This is a genomic window from Mesorhizobium sp. M0159, from assembly GCF_040322295.1.
Classification (GTDB): Bacteria; Pseudomonadota; Alphaproteobacteria; order Rhizobiales; family Rhizobiaceae; genus Mesorhizobium.
This window is the reverse complement of record NZ_JAMYTF010000010.1, coordinates 106,023-127,826: the sequence shown is the minus strand read 5'-3', so window position 1 is coordinate 127,826 and position 21,804 is coordinate 106,023. Positions and strand designations below refer to the sequence as shown.

At 63.1% G+C, this 21,804-nt stretch carries 19 protein-coding genes and 1 other RNA gene; 16 read left to right on the top strand and 4 right to left on the bottom strand.

Annotated elements, in window-relative coordinates; genetic code table 11:
* Positions 1–62: 62 nt before the first annotated feature.
* The 3 genes from NKJ32_RS13525 to NKJ32_RS13515 all read right to left on the bottom strand — a co-directional run bounded on the left by NKJ32_RS13525 (position 63) and on the right by NKJ32_RS13515 (position 5,930).
* A complete protein-coding gene (locus tag NKJ32_RS13525; RefSeq protein WP_352638507.1) occupies positions 63–728 on the bottom strand; it encodes a class I SAM-dependent methyltransferase in 666 nt (221 codons plus the stop codon).
* Positions 725–1,972, bottom strand: a complete 1,248-nt coding sequence (locus tag NKJ32_RS13520; RefSeq protein ID WP_023676782.1) for a BtaA family protein — start codon at positions 1,970–1,972, stop codon at positions 725–727. The genes NKJ32_RS13525 and NKJ32_RS13520 overlap by 4 nt, the downstream gene beginning before the upstream one ends.
* Positions 1,973–2,054: 82 nt before the next feature.
* Positions 2,055–5,930 carry a hydantoinase B/oxoprolinase family protein gene (locus NKJ32_RS13515; protein ID WP_352755748.1) on the bottom strand — a complete coding sequence of 1,292 codons (3,876 nt, stop codon included), beginning with the start codon at positions 5,928–5,930 and terminating at the stop codon, positions 2,055–2,057.
* 182 nt (positions 5,931–6,112) lie between these two features.
* Between NKJ32_RS13515 and NKJ32_RS13510 the strand changes: the two genes are divergently transcribed.
* The 7 genes from NKJ32_RS13510 (at position 6,113) to NKJ32_RS13480 (ending at position 10,087) form a co-directional block, all read left to right on the top strand.
* Positions 6,113–6,319: a hypothetical protein gene (locus tag NKJ32_RS13510; protein ID WP_023676780.1), complete on the top strand. Its 207-nt coding sequence runs from the start codon at positions 6,113–6,115 to the stop codon at positions 6,317–6,319.
* A 189-nt stretch (positions 6,320–6,508) separates the two neighbouring features.
* Positions 6,509–7,228, top strand: a complete 720-nt coding sequence (locus NKJ32_RS13505; protein ID WP_352755750.1) for a TerB family tellurite resistance protein — start codon at positions 6,509–6,511, stop codon at positions 7,226–7,228.
* Positions 7,225–7,992 carry an N-acetylmuramoyl-L-alanine amidase gene (locus NKJ32_RS13500; protein ID WP_023676778.1) on the top strand — a complete coding sequence of 256 codons (768 nt, stop codon included), beginning with the start codon at positions 7,225–7,227 and terminating at the stop codon, positions 7,990–7,992. Before NKJ32_RS13505 ends, NKJ32_RS13500 begins: the two co-directional genes overlap by 4 nt.
* Before the next feature lie 185 nt (positions 7,993–8,177).
* Complete coding sequence (locus NKJ32_RS13495; protein ID WP_352755752.1) at positions 8,178–8,921, top strand: lytic transglycosylase domain-containing protein; 744 nt, start codon at positions 8,178–8,180, stop codon at positions 8,919–8,921.
* Positions 8,922–8,980: 59 nt separating this feature from the next.
* Positions 8,981–9,379, top strand: an RNA gene (gene rnpB / locus NKJ32_RS13490) — RNase P RNA component class A.
* A 151-nt stretch (positions 9,380–9,530) separates the two neighbouring features.
* The gene (locus NKJ32_RS13485; RefSeq protein ID WP_023676776.1) at positions 9,531–9,806 is read left to right on the top strand and encodes a type II toxin-antitoxin system ParD family antitoxin; all 276 of its coding nucleotides are present in this window, start codon (positions 9,531–9,533) and stop codon (positions 9,804–9,806) included.
* Positions 9,803–10,087: a type II toxin-antitoxin system RelE/ParE family toxin gene (locus NKJ32_RS13480; RefSeq protein ID WP_352636619.1), complete on the top strand. Its 285-nt coding sequence runs from the start codon at positions 9,803–9,805 to the stop codon at positions 10,085–10,087. The genes NKJ32_RS13485 and NKJ32_RS13480 overlap by 4 nt, the downstream gene beginning before the upstream one ends.
* Here NKJ32_RS13480 and NKJ32_RS13475 read toward each other — a convergent pair.
* Entirely contained in the window at positions 10,067–11,182 is a 1,116-nt protein-coding gene (locus NKJ32_RS13475) for a cystathionine gamma-lyase (RefSeq protein WP_352636620.1), read from the bottom strand. The two genes, NKJ32_RS13480 and NKJ32_RS13475, sit on opposite strands and share 21 nt — an antisense overlap.
* A 405-nt stretch (positions 11,183–11,587) precedes the next feature.
* Here NKJ32_RS13475 and mraZ point away from each other — a divergent pair, with 405 nt between their 5' ends.
* The 9 genes from mraZ to ftsW are packed head-to-tail and all read left to right on the top strand — an operon-like array spanning position 11,588 to position 21,804.
* Entirely contained in the window at positions 11,588–12,046 is a 459-nt protein-coding gene (mraZ, locus tag NKJ32_RS13470) for a division/cell wall cluster transcriptional repressor MraZ (protein ID WP_352456172.1), read from the top strand.
* Complete coding sequence (gene rsmH, locus NKJ32_RS13465) at positions 12,043–13,074, top strand: 16S rRNA (cytosine(1402)-N(4))-methyltransferase RsmH (protein ID WP_352755755.1); 1,032 nt, start codon at positions 12,043–12,045, stop codon at positions 13,072–13,074. The genes mraZ and rsmH overlap by 4 nt, the downstream gene beginning before the upstream one ends.
* A 4-nt stretch (positions 13,075–13,078) precedes the next feature.
* The gene (gene ftsL, locus NKJ32_RS13460) at positions 13,079–13,456 is read left to right on the top strand and encodes a cell division protein FtsL (RefSeq protein ID WP_023676771.1); all 378 of its coding nucleotides are present in this window, start codon (positions 13,079–13,081) and stop codon (positions 13,454–13,456) included.
* Positions 13,457–13,470: 14 nt separating this feature from the next.
* Positions 13,471–15,198: a peptidoglycan D,D-transpeptidase FtsI family protein gene (locus NKJ32_RS13455; protein ID WP_352524267.1), complete on the top strand. Its 1,728-nt coding sequence runs from the start codon at positions 13,471–13,473 to the stop codon at positions 15,196–15,198.
* Between the two features lie 54 nt (positions 15,199–15,252).
* Positions 15,253–16,707 carry a UDP-N-acetylmuramoyl-L-alanyl-D-glutamate--2,6-diaminopimelate ligase gene (locus tag NKJ32_RS13450; protein WP_352827789.1) on the top strand — a complete coding sequence of 485 codons (1,455 nt, stop codon included), beginning with the start codon at positions 15,253–15,255 and terminating at the stop codon, positions 16,705–16,707.
* Positions 16,704–18,137: a UDP-N-acetylmuramoylalanyl-D-glutamyl-2,6-diaminopimelate--D-alanyl-D-alanine ligase gene (locus NKJ32_RS13445; RefSeq protein WP_352755758.1), complete on the top strand. Its 1,434-nt coding sequence runs from the start codon at positions 16,704–16,706 to the stop codon at positions 18,135–18,137. The genes NKJ32_RS13450 and NKJ32_RS13445 overlap by 4 nt, the downstream gene beginning before the upstream one ends.
* A gap of 24 nt (positions 18,138–18,161) precedes the next feature.
* Positions 18,162–19,244 (top strand): phospho-N-acetylmuramoyl-pentapeptide-transferase, encoded by a 1,083-nt coding sequence (gene mraY / locus NKJ32_RS13440; protein ID WP_023676767.1) that lies wholly within the window; start codon positions 18,162–18,164, stop codon positions 19,242–19,244.
* An 8-nt stretch (positions 19,245–19,252) separates the two neighbouring features.
* Positions 19,253–20,653: a UDP-N-acetylmuramoyl-L-alanine--D-glutamate ligase gene (gene murD / locus NKJ32_RS13435; RefSeq protein WP_352570481.1), complete on the top strand. Its 1,401-nt coding sequence runs from the start codon at positions 19,253–19,255 to the stop codon at positions 20,651–20,653.
* Complete coding sequence (ftsW, locus tag NKJ32_RS13430; protein WP_352456168.1) at positions 20,653–21,804, top strand: putative lipid II flippase FtsW; 1,152 nt, start codon at positions 20,653–20,655, stop codon at positions 21,802–21,804. The genes murD and ftsW overlap by 1 nt, the downstream gene beginning before the upstream one ends.

Genomic DNA, 21,804 nt, shown 5'->3' with positions numbered 1-21,804 from the left:
GATTTCAGCCACGGCCCCCATTTAGGATTGGAGCCCCAAAACCTTCCACGCCAAAATTGATATTAGATGGCGATCTTGATCACGGCGAGCCAGCTGTAGCCGCGATAAAGTGTTCTGAATCGAAGGCTTGCACCAACTCTCGCAGATTCCGATTCCAGAACGTCGCGCAGGGCTTCACGCGGCTGGACATGGAATTTTCTCAACCAGCCGCGCAGCAGCGTGCGGAACCAGCCGGGCAGGGCCTCCTGCTGGCCGAAATCGACGACGTGCAGCGAGCCGCCCGGTGACAGGGCAGCAAGAGCCGCGAACACTGTCTTCTCCCAGCCGGGAATCATCGACAGCGAATACGAGACAAAAATGCGGTCGAAACTTTTGACGCCGAACAGTGCTTTCGCGTCGAAATCCGTGGCGTCGCCGCGCGCCAGCGTGACGCGGCCGGAGAGGCCTTCGCGCGCGAGGGCGGCAGTGGCCGTCTCCAGCATCTCGGCCGAAATATCGAGGCCGAAGAAGCGCGCGCCGGGATAGCGGCGGGCGGCGAGGATGATGTTGCGGCCGGTGCCGCAGCCGAGCTCGAGCACGGTGCCGCCGGCCGGCACATCCAGTCCGGCGATAAGCCGGTCGCGGCCCAGCAAATAATATTTGCGGGTCAGGTCGTAGATATGACGCTGCCAGCGGTAGACGCCGTCCATCAGTTCGGCATGGCTGGCCGGCAAGTCGGTCGTGCTCATGCGGACCGCTTCACATAGAGATGGAAGCCGCCATAGATGGCCGAGCGGTCGCGCGCCGAAAACTCGCGCGAGGCGTCGTTCTCGTAGCGCCACTGATCGAGCAGCGAATTCGAGACGCGGCCGGGCAGCAGGCTGGGTTCCGCTGCGGTGCGGAAGATGACGCGGGCGCCGGTGGAGGCGGTTCGGGTGATCTCGGCCCACAACTCGTTGAGCTGGTCGTCGGTCATCCAGTCCTGTGCATCGAGCAGCACGAAGCGATCCACCGAGCCGGCATCCTTGCGGGCAAGGAACTCGATCAGATTGGCGTGGTGGATGGCAACGCGATCGACATTGTTGCGGATCGTCTTGTAGTTGCGCTTTTCGAGATAGGCGGGCAGGGCGGCCTCGCCCGGATCAGGGTAGCGGCGGGCGAAAGCCTGCCAGGCGAAATAATTGGTCTTCAGCGGAAAATCGCAGGCGAGCTTTTCCAGTCGTGCCTTCAGCACGCTGGCCATGGTGCCGTCACCCGAGGTGATCAGCGAATCGTACTGGGCCGGCGGAATGCCGAGGCCGAACAGCGAAGCCTTTCGCGAGGTCGCCCATTTCAGCAGCGGTTTTTCGAAGACCGGCGCCAGCTCTTCGTCGAAGAAGCGGCGCTGATCGGCGATGGTCTTGGCGTCCATGATTCCGGCCGGGTCGACGCCGAAGAATTTTGCGGTGCGATGGCCGATCGCAATGAACAGGCCAAGCAGGCCGGTCTGGTAGAAATTGCGGTCGAAGACGGCGATGCGGCGACGGCCGCGCCAGTTGCGGCGCTCCCAATAATGGCGGCTGACCGGGTCGAGATGCGGTGCGATGAAGCGATCGTAGGCCTGTGAATTGTGCCCGGTCTCAGCCGCGCCGAAGAAACGGAACAGGTCGCCCTGCGACGGCAGGTGACGGACGGCTTCGAGCTTCATGCGGTTCAGCGCGATATGGGCAGCGTTGAGGTCGACGGCATCGATCCTTTCCGGCGAGCGGGTGAGATAGGCAAGGATGTTACAGCCGCCGGAGGCAATGGTGACGATGCGGTGGCCCGTCCCGAGCTGCATCGCGTCCATGTCGATTTCGGGGTCTTCCCAGATCTGCGGATAGACGAGGCCGGAGAACAGGAAGGCGAACAGGCGCTCGGAGATGCCGGCTTTCGACAGCGGGCGGTTCTGGTAGACGGCCTTGCCGACTTCCTTGCCGCGGCGAAAAACCAGGTCCCCAGAAATGTCCGTCATGGCAAGGCGATTCCCCGTTTGCTTTGCCGCAAGCGGGTAGCGCAGGGTGATGACAGGCCAGTGACAGCCTGTTGACGCGAGTTCAGGCCTTGCCAAATCCACCTGGGGTCGGCGTCGTCACGATGACCGCCTCGCCAGCGTCGAGGATGGTCTGATCGCAGGCTTTCAGCGTCTCGATCGCGCCGGTCTTGCGGCGGACCTTGGTCGAACCGGCCTCGCCATCCCCGCCTCCGTCCAGTCCCCGCGGCGGGCGGTTGCGATGCGAGGACAGGATCGCGCATTCCATTTTTTCGAGGAAGCGGATGGTGCGCCTGGTGCCGTCGCCGGCATTCCATTTGCCTTCGCCGCCGGAGCCTTCGCGGATATGAAAATCCTCGAGCAATACCGGGAAACGCAGTTCCAGCACTTCCGGATCGGTCAGGCGCGAATTGGTCATATGGGTGTGGACGCCGGAGGTGCCGGCAAAACCGCGGCCGTCGTTCATCCGGCCGGCCGGCGAGCCCGAGCAGATCGTCTCGTAATACTGATACTGCTTGTTGCCGAAGGTGAGATTGTTCATCGTGCCTTGCGCATTGGCCATCGCGCCCATGGCGCCGAACAGCGCGTTGGTGACGTGTTGCGAGGTCTCGACATTACCGGCGACGACCGCCGCGGGATAGGCGGGTTTCAGCATCGAGCCGTCGGGAATGATGATGTTGATCGGCCGCAGACATCCGGCATTCATCGGGATGTTGTCTTCGACCATGACGCGAAAGGCATAAAGCACCGCGGCACGGGCGACAGGCTCTGGCGCATTGAAATTGTTCTTCATCACGGGCGACGTTCCGGTGAAGTCGACGGTGGCTTCGCGCTTCCGCCGGTCGACCGATATCTTCACCTTGATCATTTGGCCGGTGTCGGTCGGATATTCGTATTCCGAACTGTCGGGCAGCCGCTCCAGAACGCGGCGCACGCTTTCGGCGGCATTGTCCTGGACATGGCCCATATAGGCTTCGACCACATCGAGGCCGAAATGCGCGACCATCTTGCGCAGCTCGGCGACGCCCTTTTCGTTCGCGGCGATCTGCGCCTTGAGGTCGGAGATGTTCTGGTGCGGATTGCGCGCCGGGTAGGGGTGGTTGGTGAGCAGCGTCTCCAGGTCCTTCTCGCGGAACCGGCCGCGATCGACGATGCGGAAATTATCGAACAGCACGCCTTCCTCGTCGACGGTTGTGGCAAGCGGCGTCATCGAGCCGGGCGCGGTGCCGCCGATGTCGGCATGATGGCCACGCGAGGCGACGTAGAAGAGGATCTCCTCCCCCCTCGAGGGGGAGGTGGCGGCGAAGCCGCCGGAGGGGGTCGTTGCGGCAGTGCTCGACGCACTTGTGGTGCCTTCTGCGAGGACCCCACCCGGCCGCTTCGCGGCCACCCTCCCCTCCAGGGGGAGGGAAAACACCGGTGTCACCACTGTGATATCAGGCAGATGGGTGCCGCCATTGTAAGGCGCATTCAGCGCAAAGACGTCGCCGGGGTGAATGTCGCCGGAATTGAGCCGGATGATGGTCTCCACCGAGCGGTCCATCGAGCCGAGATGCACCGGCATATGCGGTGCATTGGCGACCAGCGCGCCATCCCGGTCGAAAACCGCGCAGGAGAAATCGAGCCGCTCCTTGATGTTGACGGAATAGGCGGTGTTTTGCAGCGTTACGCCCATCTGCTCGGCGATCGACATGAACAGGTTGTTGAAGACCTCCAGCATCACCGGATCGGCTTCGGTGCCGAGTGCGGCCTGTCGGCGCTTCTTCTCGACGCGCCGCATCAATACGTGGTCCTTGGCGGTGATCTCGGCCTGCCAGCCCGGCTCGACGATAATGGTCTGGTTCGGCTCGATGATCAAAGCAGGGCCGGCGATCTTGTTACCAGGCTTCAGCGTTTCGCCAGGGAAGATGCCGGCGTCGCGCCAGACGCCGTCGACAAAGATTTTCCGGTTCCCGGAAGGACTTGCGGCCATGTCTTCAACAACTGAATCGCTTTCGTCGCGGCCGGTGCCGCCGGTATCGGTACCTTCGACGCCGATCGATTCGACGATCATCAGCTTGTCGTCGTAGACAAAGCCGAACTGCGCCTTGTGCGCCAGTTCGAAGTCCGCCTTGGCCTGCGCAATCGAGCCGTGCCCGAAGTTCACAGGCAGCGCGGTATCGGTGCCGTCGTAGCGGATCTGCAGCACCGGTCTCGAGGCGACCGCGTCTTCGCTGATGCCTTGCGCGGCGAGTTCGTCGATGACGGCTTTGCGCAGCGTCGCGATGAGTTCATCGATCGCTGGCCCGGAATTGTCCGCCAGCGGCTTCAGCAGCGCCTGCTGGCGTGACGCAAATACAGAGGATAGGCCGATGCCGTATGCCGAGAGCAGGCCTGAGAAGGGATGGATCAGCACCGCCTCCATGCCGAGCGCATCGGCGACCAGGCAAGCGTGCTGGCCGCCGGCGCCGCCGAAGCAGTTCAGGAGGTATTCGGTGACATCGTAGCCGCGCTGCACGGAAATCTTCTTGATGGCATTGGCCATGTTTTCGACGGCGATGGTGATGAACCCTTCGGCGACGGTTTCCGGGGAGCGGCCGTCGCCGATCTCGGCGGCAAGGGCCGCGAATTTTTCGCGAACCGTCTGGACGTCGAGCGGTTCGTCCTGGCCCGGTCCAAAAATAGCCGGGAAGAACTCGGGCTGCAGCTTGCCCAGCATGACATTGGCGTCAGTGACGGCCAACGGGCCGCCGCGCCTGTAGGCGGCCGGGCCGGGATTGGCGCCGGCCGAATCCGGCCCGGCGCGAAAGCGGCCGGCCTCGTAATGGAGTATCGAGCCGCCGCCTGCAGCGACGGTGTGGATGCGCATCATCGGCGCGCGGATGCGCACGCCGGCGACCTCGGTGTCGAAGGCGCGCTCGTAGTCGCCATCGTAATGGGCGACATCGGTGGAGGTGCCGCCCATGTCGAAGCCTATGACTTTGCCGAAACCGGCGAGTTTTGCCGTCTCAACCATGCCGACGACACCGCCGGCCGGGCCGGACAACAGCGCATCCTTGCCCTGGAACATGTCGGCGGCGGTGAGGCCGCCCGACGACATCATGAACATGAGGCGAGGGTTTTCCTTCCCCCTTGAAGGGAGGGTGGCGGCGAAGCCGCCGGGTGGGGTCGGCTCGACTGGGTTCGACACTCTGGCGGTGCCTTCTGAGATGACCCCCTCTGGCTGCTGCGCAGCCATCTCCCCCACGAGGGGGGAGATTGGCGCGGCACCCAGTTCCGCCGCAACCCTTTGCACATACCTTGCCAGGATCGGCGACAGATAGGCGTCGACCACGGTGGTGTCGCCGCGGCCGACCAGCTTGATCAGCGGCGAGACCTCGTGACTGACCGAGACCTGCGAAAATCCGAGTTTTCTGCAGACCTTCGCAACTGCCTTTTCGTGATCGGGATGTTTCCAGGCATGCATGAAGACGATCGCGACCGCATCGATGCCGTCCGCCTTGGCTTGCTCAATAGCCGGGCGTACGGAAGCAATGTCGAGCAGGCGCTCGACACTGCCGTCGGCGCGAACCCTTTCGTCGATCTCGACGACACGCTCATAGAGCTGTTCGGGAAGGATGATCTGCTTGGCAAAGATATCGGGCCTGGCCTGATAGGCAATCCTCAGCGCATCGCGGAAGCCTTTGGTGATGAGCAGCAGCACACGGTCGCCCTTGCGCTCGAGAAGCGCATTGGTGGCAACCGTGGTGCCCATCTTGACATCGCCGATCAGAGCGGAGGGGATTGGAGCGCCGGGTTGGACGCCGAGCAGCTCGCGAATGCCCTGGATGGCAGCGTCGGCATAGGCTTCGGGATTTTCCGAAAGGAGTTTCCTTGGATGCAGCCCGCCTTGCGGGTCACGGCCGATGACATCGGTGAAGGTGCCGCCACGGTCGATCCAGAAATCCCATTTTGCGGTCATGGCAGTGGCTCCCGGGATTTTTCCCTGTTCGATCTGTTAGCTTGCGAGGCCCTGACCGGCAATCGTCAAATGATTGGAATATGTTACAGGCAGAAATGCAACGTTACGAAACTCATGCGCAGCTTACGCATTGTGTCCTCGACCGCCGCCGGTAACGGAGGCGTGATTAGAGGAGAGATATCATGAAGAAACTCATTCTTGCGTCGGTGTCGGCGCTTGCGTTGCTTGGCCTTGCCGCCTGCAGCAACAGCGGCACCGACAACACCACGACGCAGAGCACCAACCCGCCGGCATCCGACCAGACGATGAAGCCGGCTGCTCCTGACGCAAACAAGCCTGCCGAGCCGGCTCCGGCTCCGGCGCCTGCGCCGGCTGCTCCGGCTCAGTAGTCAATGTGACAACCAAGGAAAGGCTGGCCTCACAGGCCGGCCTTTCTGCTGCTTACGAGACCAGCGCCTGGCGGCCGAGTGCGACGACGTGAGCGCTGGCGCCAGCCGCCTCAGGCAAATCGATTGGGCCAGCCCCTGCGGCACTGTCTTGGCTTGATAGCGATGGGTGGTTGGCCCTATGAAGCCCCCATGTCGATTTGGGACCGCCTTGGCGACTTCGTCGCACGCGTTTCATCTTCAGCGTCGTCAGGCGTCGCCGAAGTGGTCGAGGCCGTGCGCACGGTTTTCTCCGGCGATGCCGATCTGCGCCGGCGCGTCGCCTTCTCGGTGGCGATGATCGCCCTGTCGGCCAAGATGGCCAAGGCAGACGGCATCGTCACGCAAGACGAGGTGCGCGCCTTCCAGGAAATATTCGAGGTGCCGAAGGAACAGAGGCGCAATGTGGCGCGGCTCTACGATTTGGCCAAACGCGACATTGCCGGTTTCGAGACCTATGCCGAGCGGATGGCGCAGCTTTGCGGTTCGGGCCATTCGAACTGCCTGATGCTCGAGGACATACTCGACGGGCTGTTCCACATCGCCAAGGCCGACGGGCTGGTGCATGAGCGCGAGGGCCAATTCCTGCATCGCATCGCCGAGATATTCCGCATCGATGAGGCGCATTACCAGAGCATCCTGGCCCGGCATGTCGATCTGGGTGCGGCCGATCCTTATATTGTGCTCGGCATCGAGCGTGGCAAGCCGTTCGAGGAGGTCCGCAGGCGCTACCGCAAGCTGGTCTCCGACAATCATCCGGACCGGCTGATCGCACGCGGCCTGCCGCAGGAATTCATCAAGATCGCGACGACCAGGCTGGCGGCGATCAACGCGGCCTATGAAATGATCGAGCGAGGCCTGCGGCACGCATGAGCGGCTTTCCGCCCGATGAGCCGAGCGCCGAGGTCAGGGTATCGCCGAATTTCGGACCACGGCGCGGGACGCTCGGACCCGATATGATCGTGCTGCACTACACCGGCATGGCAACCGGCGCCGGTGCCGAGGAATGGCTTTGCGATCCGGCAAGCGAGGTCTCGTCGCACTACCTGGTCCATGAGGGCGGCCGCATTGTTCAGATGGTAAGGGAAAGCGACCGCGCCTGGCATGCCGGCAGGAGTTCGTGGTTCGGGCTGAACGACGTCAACTCCTGTTCGATCGGCATCGAGATCGTCAATCCGGGGCATACGCTCGGCTATCGCAACTTTCCAAAACCGCAGATCGACGCGGTGATCGGCCTGTGCGCCGGCATCGTCGAGCGCCATTCCATTCCGGCGCAGCGGGTGCTTGCCCATTCCGACGTGGCACCGGGGCGAAAGGTCGATCCAGGCGAGAAATTTCCATGGAAGGCCTTGTTTGCTGCCGGTATCGGCCATGTTGTGCCGGCAGCACCGATCCGGCGCGGCGCCGTGCTGAAGCCAGGCGATACCGGCGCCGAGGTAGAGGCGCTGCAGTCGATGCTGGCGCTCTATGGTTATGGCGTCGAGATCACCGGCACTTTCGACCGGCAGACCGAAATCGTGGTCGAGGCATTTCAGCGGCATTTCCGGCTGCGCCTGGTCGATGGCATGGCTGACGGATCGACGATCCGCACGCTGGAAAGGCTGCTCGCTTCCGTAAGGATAGCCTCTCTCAAATAATCTTTTGCCAGCTTAAAAGTTACAATCTGTTACTCAAAGTGACTTGCGCCGCCTTCTTTGGCGCCAATTCCGTCGTCAAAGGCGATCCGTACAGATTGTCGGACGTCTATCCCCCCACATGTTCCGATGTTGATTGAGGGTATCTGCGCGAAGTTCTTTGTGCAGATCAAACAGAACAGGATCACATGCAGAAATTGACCGTTTTAACGGCAGCCATTGCTGCCGGCGTAATGACTTTTGCCTTCAGTGCGGCGAACAGCGCACCGCTGAGCCAGCGGGCCGATCAGGGCTTCAGTGCCGCAGCCGGCAAAACCGCCATGCCGAAGGGTGGTGCAAAAGTAGAGAAGACCGCCACCGCAAAAGTGGAAAAAGCGGCCGCGGTAAAGACGAAAAAGCCAGTCTCCGCGAAAAGGCCAACCGCTGCGAGAAAGACAATCGCCAAACAGCATGTGAAGCGTAACCGCAAACGCATCGACCGCATGGCAACGGCGTCAGTCGCTCCGAAGAGCAGGCCAGCGCCTCAGGCGGCGGTAGTCGGCGGCAGCGGACAGTATTCGGCGATCATTGCGCGTTATGCCGCCAGCTATGGCGTCCCGGTGTCGCTCGCCAACGCCGTCATCAAGATCGAAAGCAACTACCAACCGAACCAGGTCGGCAGCGCCGGCGAGATCGGCCTGATGCAGATCAAGCCGGCGACGGCAAGGATGATGGGCTATAGCGGTTCGGTTCAGGGTCTCTACGATCCCGATACCAACATCAAATACGGCATGAAGTACCTTGCCATGGCGCGGGATCTCGGCGGCGGCACGACCTGCGGCACGATCCTGAAATACAATGCCGGCCACGCCGCCACACGGATGAACCCGGTGTCCGCAGCCTATTGCGGCAAGGTCAAGGTGCAGCTGGCAGCACTTGGAGCGCCCGCCTGACAAGCGACAACTTGCTTTTTCGTTTGCGTTTTCGGGCCTGAACCCCTTTATACGCCTTGCCAGCTGGCCGGGCGGCCGCACCCGCGAAGCCGAAAGGCTGCGGGTGAGGAAAGTCCGGGCTCCATGGAGACACGGTGCCGGTTAATGACCGGCGGGGGCGACCCCAGGGAAAGTGCCACAGAAAGCAAACCGCCACGATCCAATCGTGGCAAGGGTGAAAGGGTGGGGTAAGAGCCCACCGCGCGACTGGCAACAGGAGCGGCACGGTAAACCCCACCGGGAGCAAGACCGAATAGGGGCGGTGCGAGGGGAAACCCTCGAGGGCTGTTTCCGGCTCACCGTCCGGGTAGGTTGCGTGAGGCGCATGGCAACATGCGCCCAAGATGAATGGCCGCCACGTTCTCGCCCCGTAAGGGGCGAGGGCCATACAGAACCCGGCTTACAGGCCAGCTGGCAGTTTTCCCCGATAAAAGGAAATCTCCTGATATCAGCAGGTTGCGTCTTCGGGCGCAGCCGTTGATTCACTTTCGACCCCTGCAGCCGAGCGCGACAATCCTTGAAATTGGTACGATTTAATCGTACCATTGAGAGATTGATCAGGAGTGCGCCATGGGCCACGTTGACAAACGCAGCATCACGCTATCGCCGGAACTGGCGGCGGCGGTCGACGACGTGGTCGCCGCCGGCGAATATGCCTCGGCGAGCGAGGTGATCCGCGACGCGCTGCGGCAATGGAAGGACCGGCGCGACCTGCTCGGCTACACGGTCGAGGAATTGCGCAAGCTGGTGCAGGAGGGGATCGACAGCGGACCGGGACGGTTTGCGTCGATCGACGAAATAAAGGCCGAAGCGCGGAGACGATTGAAACCCGACAGCGCGGCATGAATTTGCTGCCCATCATCCGAACCGCAAATGCGGAAGAGGATTTGATCGCGATCTGGCTTCATGTTGCGCAAGACAGCGAGGCTGCGGCCGATCGATTGCTCGATCGGATCGAAGCCCGCTGGCAGCAAGTGGCCACTTATCCCTTCTCAGGTGCCCCGCGCGAAGACATCGCGCCCGGCATCCGTCACCTGATCGTCGGCGTCGAAGAGGCGATCGAAATCGTTCGCGTCCTCCACGGCCGGCGCAAGATCGACGCCGATTCAGCCACCGATTGCGTCTAGCGACGCCTCGATCGCCTGCCAAAGCTCTTCCACCGGCTCGCAGCCGATCGACAGGCGAACGAAGCCGGGCGGAACGGCATCTCCCCTTTTTGATCGCCGTTCGGCCGAAGTGTGCACGCCGCCGAACGACGTCGCTGCCTGCATCAAGGCGCAATTGTTGATGAAATCCTCGGCCCTGTCCTCCGAGGCGAGCACGAACGAGATGAGAAAGCCGAAGCGCTCCATCTGGGCGCGGGCAAGATTGTGCGATGGATCGCTCTCCAGTCCCGGAAAGCGCAAGCCGCTGATCGCGCGATGGTTTTTCAGCCGTCGCGCTATCATTTCGGCGGAAGCGCACATGCGGTCGAAGCGCACGTCCAGCGTTTCGAGGCCGCGATGCACCAGCCATGCCTCGAACGGCCCGGGGATAGCGCCCGACGCCTCGCGCCAGTCGGTCACCCTCGAGATAATGTCCGCGTCGCGGCTGGCGACATGGCCGAACAGCACATCGGAATGGCCGTTTGGTGCCTTGGTGTCGGCGGCAATGACGATATCTGCACCGAGATCGAGCGGGCGCTGGCCGAAAGGCGTCATCGTCGTGTTGTCGACCACAAGCACCGCACCCGCTCTATGCACGGCCTCGGCGACGGCTGCGATGTCGCATATGTCCAGTCCTGGGTTGGCGGGCGTTTCGACGAAGGCAAGCCGATACCTATCGAAGCCGCCGTCGAGGAAGCTCGATGTTGGCCGGACATCATAAGCGACGCCGAAGGACTTCAGGAAGCGCTCTGCCAGCGCTCTCGTCGTGTGATAGCCGTCGGACGGCAGCAGGATACGGTCGCCGGCTTTGAGCAGGCCGAAAAATACCGCCGAGATGGCAGCCATCCCCGAGGGGAAGGCGACGCATGGGGCGTCTTCCAGATGCGCCAGCATGTGCTCGACCGCATCCCAGGTCGGATTGCTGAAGCGGCCATATTGATCGTAGCCGGTGGCGTCGCCGGGCGCATGAAAGATGGCGGCCATGGTCAGGGGCAAGGGGATCGGGTCGCCCTTGGCAAGCCTGCCGCGATACAGATGGGGAAGTGCCGCGGCGCGCGACTTGGCTGTTTCGGACATGGTTTCAACCTCGTTACTGACCGGAAAAGGAGATGCCGAGGCTATGCGCGGCAGCGATCCGCAGCAAGCCGGCTCCGGTTGGGCCACACGGCTCTAAACGCTTCGTTAGGCTTAATAGACGATAAAGACGGGAGTGCCGTCAAAGCTGCTCTCCCCAGTCGTGGCAGGCGCGTTTTGAAGACTGTTCCCGTTGACGCCCATAACACCCCATGATATCCCATTCCGATACTCAAGCCTTCGTTCCGTGTCAGGGTGAAGCGTACGCCAATCGGGCAGCCGCGGCGGCAGCGCGTTTGCCTGCGTTCGCCCTTCACAACGAAGCGGGTTTTGGACGTCGACCGGGCCGGGGCGGCGCGGACAGGAAGATGCAGAGGGGTGCGGCGGCGCAAGCGGCCGTAACGCGTAATGGACCGGTTTCTGTCGAACGCGGTGAACAGGATCGATGCGAAGGGACGGGTGTCCGTGCCGGCGCATTTCCGTGCCGTTGTGCAGAAACGCGGCTATTCGGAACTTTATGCGCTACGCTGCCTGGATCGCCCGGCGATGGATGTCGGTGGGCTCGACCTGCTCGATCGCTACGAGCAGCGTATCGCCCAGGAAGACCCGTTCCTGCAGACGGCGGACGATATGTCGTTCTTCTGCCATGGCGATGGAACGTTTCTGAAGCTCGACCAGGACGGCCGTATCACGATGAGCGATTTCATTCGCGAGCATACCGGCATTTCAGCGGAAGTGGCCTTCGTTGGCCGCGGCAATTTCTTTCAGATCTGGGAGCCGGGACGGCTCAGCGCCTATGGGACGGAAGCACGCGCCCGGCTTTTGCAGCTTCGGCAGGGGACGAAGCCCGAGGAGCGGCCGGAATGATGGCGGGCGACGGCGATGAAGTTCATGCCGTTGGCGGACCAGCCCGTCACATTCCGGTCCTCCTTGCCGAAGTTCTGGAGGCGCTGGCGCCGACAAAAGGCGAGGTGATCGTCGACGGCACGTTCGGTGCCGGCGGCTACACCAAGGCCATTCTGGCAAGCGGAGCCTCGGTCGTCGCCATCGACCGCGATCCGGATGCGATCGCGGCGGGGCGGGCCCTTGAACAGCAGTCCGGCGGCAAGCTCAGGCTTGTCCAGGCACCGTTCTCGACGCTCGACGAGCAGGTTGAAAGTGCCGATGGCGTCGTGCTCGACATCGGCATCTCCTCCATGCAGATCGACCAGCCGGAGCGCGGCTTTTCATTCCGGGCCGATGGACCGCTCGACATGCGCATGGCGCAGGCGGGCCTGAGCGCCGCCGACGTCGTCAACACCTTCAAGGTGGGCGATCTTGCCCGCATCTTCGGTTTTCTCGGCGAGGAACGCCATGCCGGGCGCATCGCCCGCATGATCGAGAGCCGTCGCGAAAGACGCCCCTTCGAGCGCACGCTCGACCTTGCCGATGCCATCGAGACGCATATCGGTCGCGCGCCGAAAGACAAGATCCATCCGGCCACCCGCGTTTTCCAGGCGCTGCGCATCTTCGTCAATGACGAACTCGGCGAACTGGCCAAGGCACTGTTTGCCGCCGAGCGCGTGCTGAAACCGGGCGGGCGGCTTGTCGTGGTGACCTTCCATTCCCTCGAGGACCGCATCGTCAAGCGCTTCATCGCCGACAGAGCCGATTCAGCGACCGGATCGCGGCACCTGCCCGAGGCGCAGGCGCGCACCGCCACCTTCACCAAGAAGGGCGGCGGCGTGACGCCTGGCGATGCCGAGATATCGGCAAATCCGCGGGCGCGCTCGGCAAGGCTGCGCACTGCAATCCGTACAGAGGCGCCGGCGCGTGCCGGCGATTTTTCGATCTTCGGCCTGCCAAAACTGCCTGGCCCAAAGCTTCCCGGCGCCGATCGACCGGGAGAGAGGTGAGCACGTGTTTCGTACCAGCGACATAGTCCTGATCGCCGTCATGGTTTCGGCGGCTGCCCTGACCTACAAGACCAAGCGCGAGGCCGAGGAGCAACTGGCGGCAGTGCACAAGATCCAGGCGCAGATCCGTTATGAGGAGGACACGATCGACCTGCTCAAGGCGGACTGGAGCCTGCTTACCCAGCCGTCGCGCCTGCAGAAGCTCACCGAAATCTACAAATCGCAACTCGGACTCGAGCCGGTCAATGCGCGCCAGATCGTCGGGCTGGACGATCTGCCGGCGAAACCCGTCAACATCGAGGACCTTTCATCGCAGCGGCTGGGCGGCATGGCCGATATCGGCGGCAAGGATCCCGTGGTGACCGGAGGCATCGTCCAATGATCACCGGATTTCCAATGGCTGCCAGATTTCCAAAGATTGGCAGGCTGCTGAAGCGCGGTTCGAAGCCCGGCGCGGGCGGATCGATCGTGGTCGAAGGTGCCCGCAAGGCGACCGGTGGCAAGGGCAGGACCCGCATCGTCATGACGATGGCGGTGTTCTTCGGCATCTATTCGACCATTGCCGGGCGGCTGGTCTATCTGGGTTTCCAGAATCCCGACCTGTCGGGCGGGCCGCAGAGCCGGGTGACGGCATCGCGACCCGACATCGTCGACCGTAACGGCGAAGTGCTGGCGACCGACATCAAGACCGCGTCGCTGTTTGCCGAACCGCGCCGCATCGTCGATGCCGACGAGGCGATCGAAAAGCTGTCGACGGTGCTTCCCGAGATCGACTACGAGCAGACATATAACAAGCTGAAGAGCGGCGCCGGGTTCGTCTGGCTGCAGCGGCAACTGACGCCGAAGCAGCAGGCCGACATCATGCAACTCGGCATCCCCGGATTCGGCTTTCGCACCGAAAAGCGCCGGTTCTATCCGGCCGGCGAAACCTCGTCCTACATTGTCGGCCTCACCAACATCGACAATCAGGGCATCTCCGGCATGGAGAAATACATCGACGAACAAGGCTTGAGCGACCTTCAGGCGTCGGGTCTGGCGGTGGCCAAGGATTTGAAGCCAGTGCAGCTCTCGATCGACCTGCGCGTCCAGCATATCGTGCGCGACGAGGTCGCCACCGGCATGGAAAAGTACCACGCGATCGCGGCGGGCGCCGTTGTGCTCAACGTCAAGACCGGCGAGGTGCTGGCGATGGCGTCGGTTCCGGATTTCGATCCGAACAACCCCTATAACGCGCAGGACAAGGACCGGCTCAACCGTATGTCGGCCGGCCTCTATGAAATGGGGTCGACCTTCAAGAGCTTCACCACCGCCATGGCGCTCGATTCCGGCAAGATAACGCTGCAAAGCCGTTTCGACGCGTCGCGCCCGATCAGGATCGGCCATCAAACCATCCATGATTTCCATGGCAAGGGCCGAGTACTGTCGGTGCCGGAAGTGTTCATCTACTCCTCCAATATCGGCTCTGCCAAGGAAGCCGAAGCGGTTGGCATCGACGGACACCGCGAATTCCTGCATCGCCTGGGAATCCTCGAGAAGATGCAGACCGAACTGCCGGAAGTCGCTCGGCCGACCGAGCCCAAGGTCTGGAAGCAGGTCAATTCGATCACCATTGCCTTCGGCCACGGTGTGTCGACGACGCCGCTGCAGACAGCGGTCGGCTGCGCCGCGCTGATGAATGGCGGCTATCTGATGGACCCGACCTTCCTGCCGCGCACGCAGGAGCAGGCGATGGCGGTGGCCAAGAAAGTGGTCAGCGACAAGACGGTCGAGGGCATGCGCTATCTCTATGCACTCAATGCCGAAAAGGGATCCGGCCGCAATGCACGGGTGCCAGGATACCGGGTGGGCGGCAAGACGGGAACGGCGGAGAAGGTTGTCAACGGCCGTTACTCGAAGGAAAAGAATTTCAACGCCTTCGTTGCGGCTTTCCCGATGGACGATCCGCAATACATAGTGCTTACGATCGCCGACGAACCGAAGCCGGAAAAGCCCGGCATGGGTGCTACGGCCGCCTCGAACGCGGGCATCATGGCTGCAAACATCATCCGACGTGCGGCTTCCATGCTTGGCGTGAAGCCAGATTTCAGCCATGAAAATGGTGCAACGCTGGTTTCCTATCAGTGATTCTTGGGGCGCGCCGGCAACTGCGCGCTATTTTGTTGCGATGAACGGGGTTCGATGAAGCTGAAAAATCTAGCCGGTATCCTGCCTGTCGAGGGGACAGCTTCCTTCGACATGGAGGTTACAGGGATTTCGTCGGATTCCCGCCAGGTAACACGGGGCGTCGTCTTTTTCGCGCTCACCGGCTCCAAGGCGGATGGCGCAGCCTACGCAGCCGATGCCGCGAGCCGAGGCGCTGCAGCGATCGTGGTCGGCAAGGGCGGTGCCGTCGCCGGGCTGCCAGTCCCGGTTCTTGCCGTAGACGATCCGCGCCTTGCGCTGGCGCTGAGTGCTGCACGTTTTTTCGGCATGCAACCGCAAACCATGGTCGCGGTGACCGGAACCAGCGGCAAGACCTCGGTCGCCGCATTCACCCGGCAGATATGGGAGCAGGCGGGTTTCGCCGCCGCCTCGATCGGCACGACCGGCGTGGTGGCGCCAGGCCGCAACGAATATGGCTCGCTGACCACGCCGGATCCGGTGGCACTGCACAGGCTGCTCAAGGAGCTGGCGGAGGCCGGCGTCACCCACGCCTCGATGGAAGCGTCCAGCCATGGCCTCGACCAGCGCCGGCTCGACGGCGTCAAGCTTGCGGCCGGCGGCTTCACCAATCTCGGCCGCGACCATATGGACTATCATCCGACGGTCGAGGACTATCATCGCGCCAAATTGCGTCTGTTCGACGCGCTGCTGCCGAAGGGCGCGCCGGCGGTCATCTTTGCCGACGACCCGTGGTCGGAGCCGACGATCAAGGCGGCGCGGGCAGGGGGACTGAATGTGCTGACGGTCGGCCGCCACGGCGATTTCCTGCGGCTGAAGCGGGTCGAGCACGAGCGCCACCGCCAGCGCGCCGAGGTCGAAGCGGACGGCGTTCTCCATGAAGTCGACTTGCCGCTGGCCGGCGACTTCCAGATTGCAAATGCGCTGGTGTCGGCCGGCCTCGCTATTTCGACTGGAACATCTGTTGCCAAGGCGTTGATGGCGCTGGAGAAATTGAAGGGCGCGCCGGGACGGCTCGACCTTGTCGGGACGGCCGCCAACGGCGCACCGGTCTATGTCGACTACGCGCACAAGCCGGATGCGCTGGAAAACGTGCTGGCTTCGGTGCGCCCCTTTACCACCGGCCGCGTCATCGTCGTATTCGGTTGCGGCGGCGACCGCGACCGGGGCAAGCGGCCGATCATGGCCGAGATCGCCACAAGGCTGGCCGACGTCGTCATCGTCACCGACGACAATCCCCGCTCGGAAGTACCCGAGACGATCCGCGCCGCGATCCTGGCGGCCGCACCTGGCGCCATCGAGATCGGCGACCGGCGCAAGGCCATCCACGAGGCGGTCGGGATGCTTCACGCTGGCGACACGCTGATCGTGGCCGGCAAGGGCCATGAGGAAGGCCAGACCATCGGCACCGAGACGCTGCATTTTTCCGATCATGAGGAAGTTCGCTCGGCGCTGCGGGAGCAAGCGACGTGAGCTATCTGTGGACCTCCGAGGCGCTGGTTGCCGCCATGGATGGCCGGCCGCTCGGTCCGATGCCTGAAGGCATCGCCGGCATTTCCATCGACAGCCGCAGCCTGCAGCCGGGAGACGCTTTCTTCGCCATCAAGGGCGAGGCCATGGACGGCCATGATTTCGTCACCGCCGCCATCAAGGCGGGCGCCGGGGTGCTGGTCGTCGCCGAGGGCAAGCTGCCGTCGCTGGGGCGGCTGACGGCACCGATGATCGTCGTGGAGGACGTGCTTGTCGCTCTGGAAAAGCTCGGCGTTGCCGCGCGCGCACGCTCAAAGGCCAGGGTGATTGCCGTGACCGGGTCGGCGGGCAAGACCACCACCAAGGAAGCACTGCGCCACGCTCTCTCGGCGGTCGGTACGGTGCATGCATCGGCCCAGTCGTTCAACAATCACTGGGGGGTGCCGCTGACGCTGGCGCGCATGCCGCAGGATTGCGACTATGCTGTCTTCGAGATCGGCATGAACCATCCCGACGAGATCCGGCCTCTGGTCAAGATGGTCCGGCCGCATGTCGCCATCGTCACGTTGATCGCGGCGGCTCACCTCGGCTTCTTCCGCAACCTGGACGAGATCGCCAAGGCCAAGGCAGAGGTTTTCGAGGGACTGGAGCCCGGTGGCGCCGCCCTTCTCAACCGCGACGATGCGCGCTGGAAGCTGCTGGAGAAGATGGCCAAAGAGGCCGGCGTCGAGCATGTCTACGGGTTCGGCGAGAATGCCCGGGCGACCTTCAAACTGATCAAATGCGAGCTCAATGCCGATCACTCGGTCATCACCGCCAAGATTGGCGGGCACGAGATTGTCGCCAGGATCGGCGCGCCGGGCCGCCATATGGTGCAGAATGTGCTCGCGGTGCTTGGTGCCGCGCATCTGGTCGGCGCCGACGTCACCAGGGTTGCGCAGGCGCTGGCCGATCTTTCGCCCGAACGCGGACGCGGCAAGCGCTATGTGTTGCGTCACCCCAACGGGCCGATCACGCTGATCGACGAGAGCTACAACGCCAATCCGGCGTCGATGAGCGCTGCAATGGCACTGCTCAACACGACGCCGGTGTCGGGCGAGGGCAGGCGCATTGCCGTGCTCGGTGATATGCTCGAGCTCGGCAGCCATTCGGCGAAATTGCATGCCGCGCTTGCCGGTCTGATCGTCGGCACCGACACGCGCACGGTCTTTCTCGGCGGTCCGGAAATGCGGGCGCTGGCCGACGTTTTGCCCGGCGAGATCAGGACGGAGTACCGCGCCGGTGCGGAAGATCTGAAACCGATTCTTCTATCGGAATTGAAGCCCGGCGACGTGGTCATGATCAAATCGTCGAAGGGCATAGGCTTTTCAAAGCTGGTCGAGGCGTTGCTCGGCAAGTTTCCGGCGGAAGCCACAACCAGCAGACAGACCTAGGATCGGTCCGGGGGACGCAAGCGCATGCTAACACTGCTCGTCGAATTTGCGGACAAGATCTCGGTCTTCAACGTCTTCCGCTACATAACATTCCGCACCGGCGGAGCGCTGATCACAGCGGCGCTGATCGTGTTCATCTTCGGACCGACCATCATCAATTCGCTGCGGCTGCGGCAAGGCAAAGGCCAGCCGATCCGTGCCGACGGGCCGCAGACGCATTTCAAGAAGGCGGGAACGCCGACAATGGGCGGACTGATGATCCTGTCCGGCATCGTCGGTTCGTCGCTGCTGTGGGCGAACCTGTCGAGCATCTACGTCTGGGTGGTCCTGCTGGTGACGCTGGGATTCGGCTCGATCGGCTTTTACGACGATTATCTCAAAGTAACCAAGCAATCGCATCTCGGCTTCTCCGGCAAGGCGCGGCTGGGGCTCGAATTCGTCATCGCGGGCATCGCCGCCTGGGTGATCATGCATAACGGCCAGGCGCCGTTCTCGTCATCGTTGACATTCCCTTTCGCCAAGGAGTTTCTCGTCAATCTCGGCTGGTTCTTCATCCCGTTCTCGTGCTTCGTCATCGTCGGCGCCGGCAATGCGGTGAACCTGACCGACGGTCTCGACGGGCTGGCGATCGTGCCGATCATGATCGCCGCCGCATCCTTCGGCGTCATCGCCTATCTCTCCGGCAACGCGGTGTTCGCCGAATATCTGCAGATCCATTTCGTGCCCGGCACCGGTGAACTTGCGGTGGTCCTTGGAGCGGTGATCGGCGCCGGGCTTGGCTTCCTCTGGTTCAATGCGCCGCCGGCGGCGATCTTCATGGGCGACACCGGCTCGCTGGCGCTGGGTGGGCTGATCGGCACGGTCGCGGTGGCGACCAAGCACGAGATCGTGCTGGTCATCGTCGGCGGCCTGTTCGTCGTCGAGATATTCTCGGTCATCATCCAGGTCGGCTACTTCAAGATGACCGGCAAGCGCGTCTTCCTGATGGCGCCGATCCACCATCATTTCGAAAAGCTCGGCTGGACCGAAAGCCAGGTGGTGATCCGCTTCTGGATCATCGCCGTCATCCTGGCGCTGGTCGGCCTGTCGACCCTGAAGCTCAGATAGGAGGCCGCTTGATCCCCGCCGCATCCTTTTCAGGCAAGCGCGTTTCGCTCTTCGGGCTCGGTGGCTCGGGGATTGCCACGGCGCGCGCGCTGATCGAGGGCGGCGCGGATGTGCTGGCCTGGGACGACAATCCCGACAGCGTCGCCAAGGCCGGCGCGGTCGGCATCACGACAGCGGACCTGCGCGGTGCGGACTGGGCGAGGTTTTCCGCCTTCGTGCTGTCGCCCGGCGTGCCGCTGACGCATCCCAAGCCGCACTGGACCGTCGAGCTGGCGCGGGGCTCAGGCGTGGAGATCATCGGCGACATCGAGCTTTTCTGCCGCGAGCGGATGCTGCTGGCACCGGCAGCACCTTTCATTGCCATTACCGGCACCAACGGCAAGTCGACGACCACGGCACTGACGGCGCACATCCTAAAATCGGCTGGGCGCGACACGCAGATGGGCGGCAATATCGGCCGCGCGGTGATGACGCTCGATCCGCCGCAGCCTGAACGGCACTATGTGGTTGAGTGCTCTTCCTACCAGATCGATCTTGCCCCTTCGATCAATCCGACGGCCGGTGTGCTGCTCAACCTGACGCCGGACCATCTCGACCGCCATGGCACGATGCAACACTACGCCTCGATCAAGGAGCGGCTGGTGGCCGGCAGCGAGACGGCAATCATCGGTGTCGACGATTCCTGGTGCGCCCAGATCGCCGATCGGCTGGAGCGGGCCGGCCGGCAGGTCATCCGCATCTCCAAGCGCCTGCCGCTGACCGACGGTTATTTCGCTGACGGCACCAACTTAATGGAAGCCGTGCACGGCCGCTACAGCCGTGTCGCCTTCCTCGAAGGCATCGGCTCGTTGCGCGGCCAGCACAATGCGCAGAACGCGCTGGCCGCCGCCGCGGCCTGCCTCAAGGTCGGGCTCGAGCTCGGCGAGATCCAATCCGGACTGGAGAGTTTCCCTGGGCTGGCGCACCGCATGGAGCAGGTCGGCCGCAAAGGGCATGTGCTGTTCGTCAACGATTCCAAGGCGACCAACGCCGATGCCGCTGCACCGGCGCTGTCGAGCTTTGCGCGTATCTACTGGATTGCCGGCGGCCTGCCGAAAGAGGGCGGCATCGAGCCGTTACGCGGCTTCTTCCCGCGCATCGCCAAGGCCTATCTGATCGGCGAAGCCGCACCGGCCTTTTCGGCGACGCTGGGCGAAGCGGTGCCCTACGAGATATCAGGCACGTTGGCGGCGGCAGTCGAACACGCCGCCCGTGATGCGGCCAGGGATAGTAGCGGCGAGGCTGTGGTGCTGCTGTCGCCGGCATGCGCCAGTTTCGACCAGTTCAAGAATTTCGAAGTCCGCGGCGAGGCGTTCAGGCAAGCCGCAACCGCCATTGATGGCGTGAAGCCCATCGGAGGGACACGATAATGCAAAGCCGTCTCGACAAAAGCCCTGTGGCGACCTGGTGGTGGACGATCGATCGCTGGTTCCTGGCGGCGTTCCTGTCGCTGATGGGGCTCGGCATCGTTTTGTCCTTCGCCGCAAGCCCGGCGGTGGCCGAGCGCATCGGGCTAGACAGTTTCCACTTCGCGACACGCCAGATTATCTTCACCATTCCGGCGCTTGGGGTAATGCTGGCCGTCTCGTTCCTTGAATCCAGGCAGATCCGGCGCATGGCGCTGGTCATGTTGTGCATCATGCTGTTTCTGATGGTGGCGGTGCTCTATATCGGCGTCGAGGTGAAGGGCGCGCGGCGCTGGGTGTCGCTAGCCGGCCTGTCGATCCAGCCGTCCGAGTTCCTGAAACCGGCCTTCGTCATCATCTGCGCCTGGTTGTTCGCCGAGCACAAGCGCCAGCCCGACATTCCGGGCAATTTGTTCGCCATGTTGCTGCTTGCACTGGTCATCTCGCTGCTGGTGGCGCAGCCTGACCTTGGGCAGACCATGCTGGTGCTCGGCACCTGGGGGGTGATGTTCTTCATGGCCGGATTGCCGTGGCTGTGGATCGTCGCGCTGGGTGCTGCAGGCGTCGGCGGCGTGTTCGCCGCCTATGCAGTGTTCCCGCACGTTGCCGGCCGTATCGACCGCTTCATGACCGGCGAGGGCGACACGTTCCAGGTCGACATGGGCCGCGAGGCGCTGATCAATGGCGGCTGGTTCGGCGTCGGGCCGGGCGAGGGTACCGTCAAGCGGGTCATCCCCGACAGCCACGCCGACTTCGTCTTCTCTGTCGCCGGCGAGGAATTCGGGCTGATCATGTGTTTCTTCATCATGTCCATCTTCGGCTTCATCGTGCTGCGCGGTCTCAACACGGCGCTCAGGGAGCAGGACGATTTCACCCGCTACGCGGTTGGCGGCCTGGTCACGGTCTTCGGCCTGCAGTCGGTCATCAACATGGCCGTCAATCTGCAGCTGATGCCGGCCAAGGGAATGACGCTGCCGTTCATCTCCTACGGCGGCTCTTCGCAGATCGCGATCGCCATCTCGATGGGCATGGTGCTGGCGCTGACGCGCAAGCGCCCGGAAAAGCGCAAGCAGCTGGGCTTCATGCCGTCGCCGCGTGCGATGCCGGCGGAGTGA

Excerpts from the sequence above, each read along its gene's own strand:
- NKJ32_RS13525 (WP_352638507.1), bottom strand. The coding sequence starts at position 728 with ATGAGCACGACCGACTTGCCGGCCAGCCATGCCGAACTGATGGACGGC.
- NKJ32_RS13520 (WP_023676782.1), bottom strand. The coding sequence starts at position 1,972 with ATGACGGACATTTCTGGGGACCTGGTTTTTCGCCGCGGCAAGGAAGTC.
- NKJ32_RS13515 (WP_352755748.1), bottom strand. The coding sequence starts at position 5,930 with ATGACCGCAAAATGGGATTTCTGGATCGACCGTGGCGGCACCTTCACC.
- NKJ32_RS13510 (WP_023676780.1), top strand. The coding sequence starts at position 6,113 with ATGAAGAAACTCATTCTTGCGTCGGTGTCGGCGCTTGCGTTGCTTGGC.
- NKJ32_RS13505 (WP_352755750.1), top strand. The coding sequence starts at position 6,509 with ATGTCGATTTGGGACCGCCTTGGCGACTTCGTCGCACGCGTTTCATCT.
- NKJ32_RS13500 (WP_023676778.1), top strand. The coding sequence starts at position 7,225 with ATGAGCGGCTTTCCGCCCGATGAGCCGAGCGCCGAGGTCAGGGTATCG.
- NKJ32_RS13495 (WP_352755752.1), top strand. The coding sequence starts at position 8,178 with ATGCAGAAATTGACCGTTTTAACGGCAGCCATTGCTGCCGGCGTAATG.
- NKJ32_RS13485 (WP_023676776.1), top strand. The coding sequence starts at position 9,531 with ATGGGCCACGTTGACAAACGCAGCATCACGCTATCGCCGGAACTGGCG.
- NKJ32_RS13480 (WP_352636619.1), top strand. The coding sequence starts at position 9,803 with ATGAATTTGCTGCCCATCATCCGAACCGCAAATGCGGAAGAGGATTTG.
- NKJ32_RS13475 (WP_352636620.1), bottom strand. The coding sequence starts at position 11,182 with ATGTCCGAAACAGCCAAGTCGCGCGCCGCGGCACTTCCCCATCTGTAT.
- mraZ (WP_352456172.1), top strand. The coding sequence starts at position 11,588 with ATGGACCGGTTTCTGTCGAACGCGGTGAACAGGATCGATGCGAAGGGA.
- rsmH (WP_352755755.1), top strand. The coding sequence starts at position 12,043 with ATGATGGCGGGCGACGGCGATGAAGTTCATGCCGTTGGCGGACCAGCC.
- NKJ32_RS13455 (WP_352524267.1), top strand. The coding sequence starts at position 13,471 with ATGGCTGCCAGATTTCCAAAGATTGGCAGGCTGCTGAAGCGCGGTTCG.
- NKJ32_RS13450 (WP_352827789.1), top strand. The coding sequence starts at position 15,253 with ATGAAGCTGAAAAATCTAGCCGGTATCCTGCCTGTCGAGGGGACAGCT.
- mraY (WP_023676767.1), top strand. The coding sequence starts at position 18,162 with ATGCTAACACTGCTCGTCGAATTTGCGGACAAGATCTCGGTCTTCAAC.
- ftsW (WP_352456168.1), top strand. The coding sequence starts at position 20,653 with ATGCAAAGCCGTCTCGACAAAAGCCCTGTGGCGACCTGGTGGTGGACG.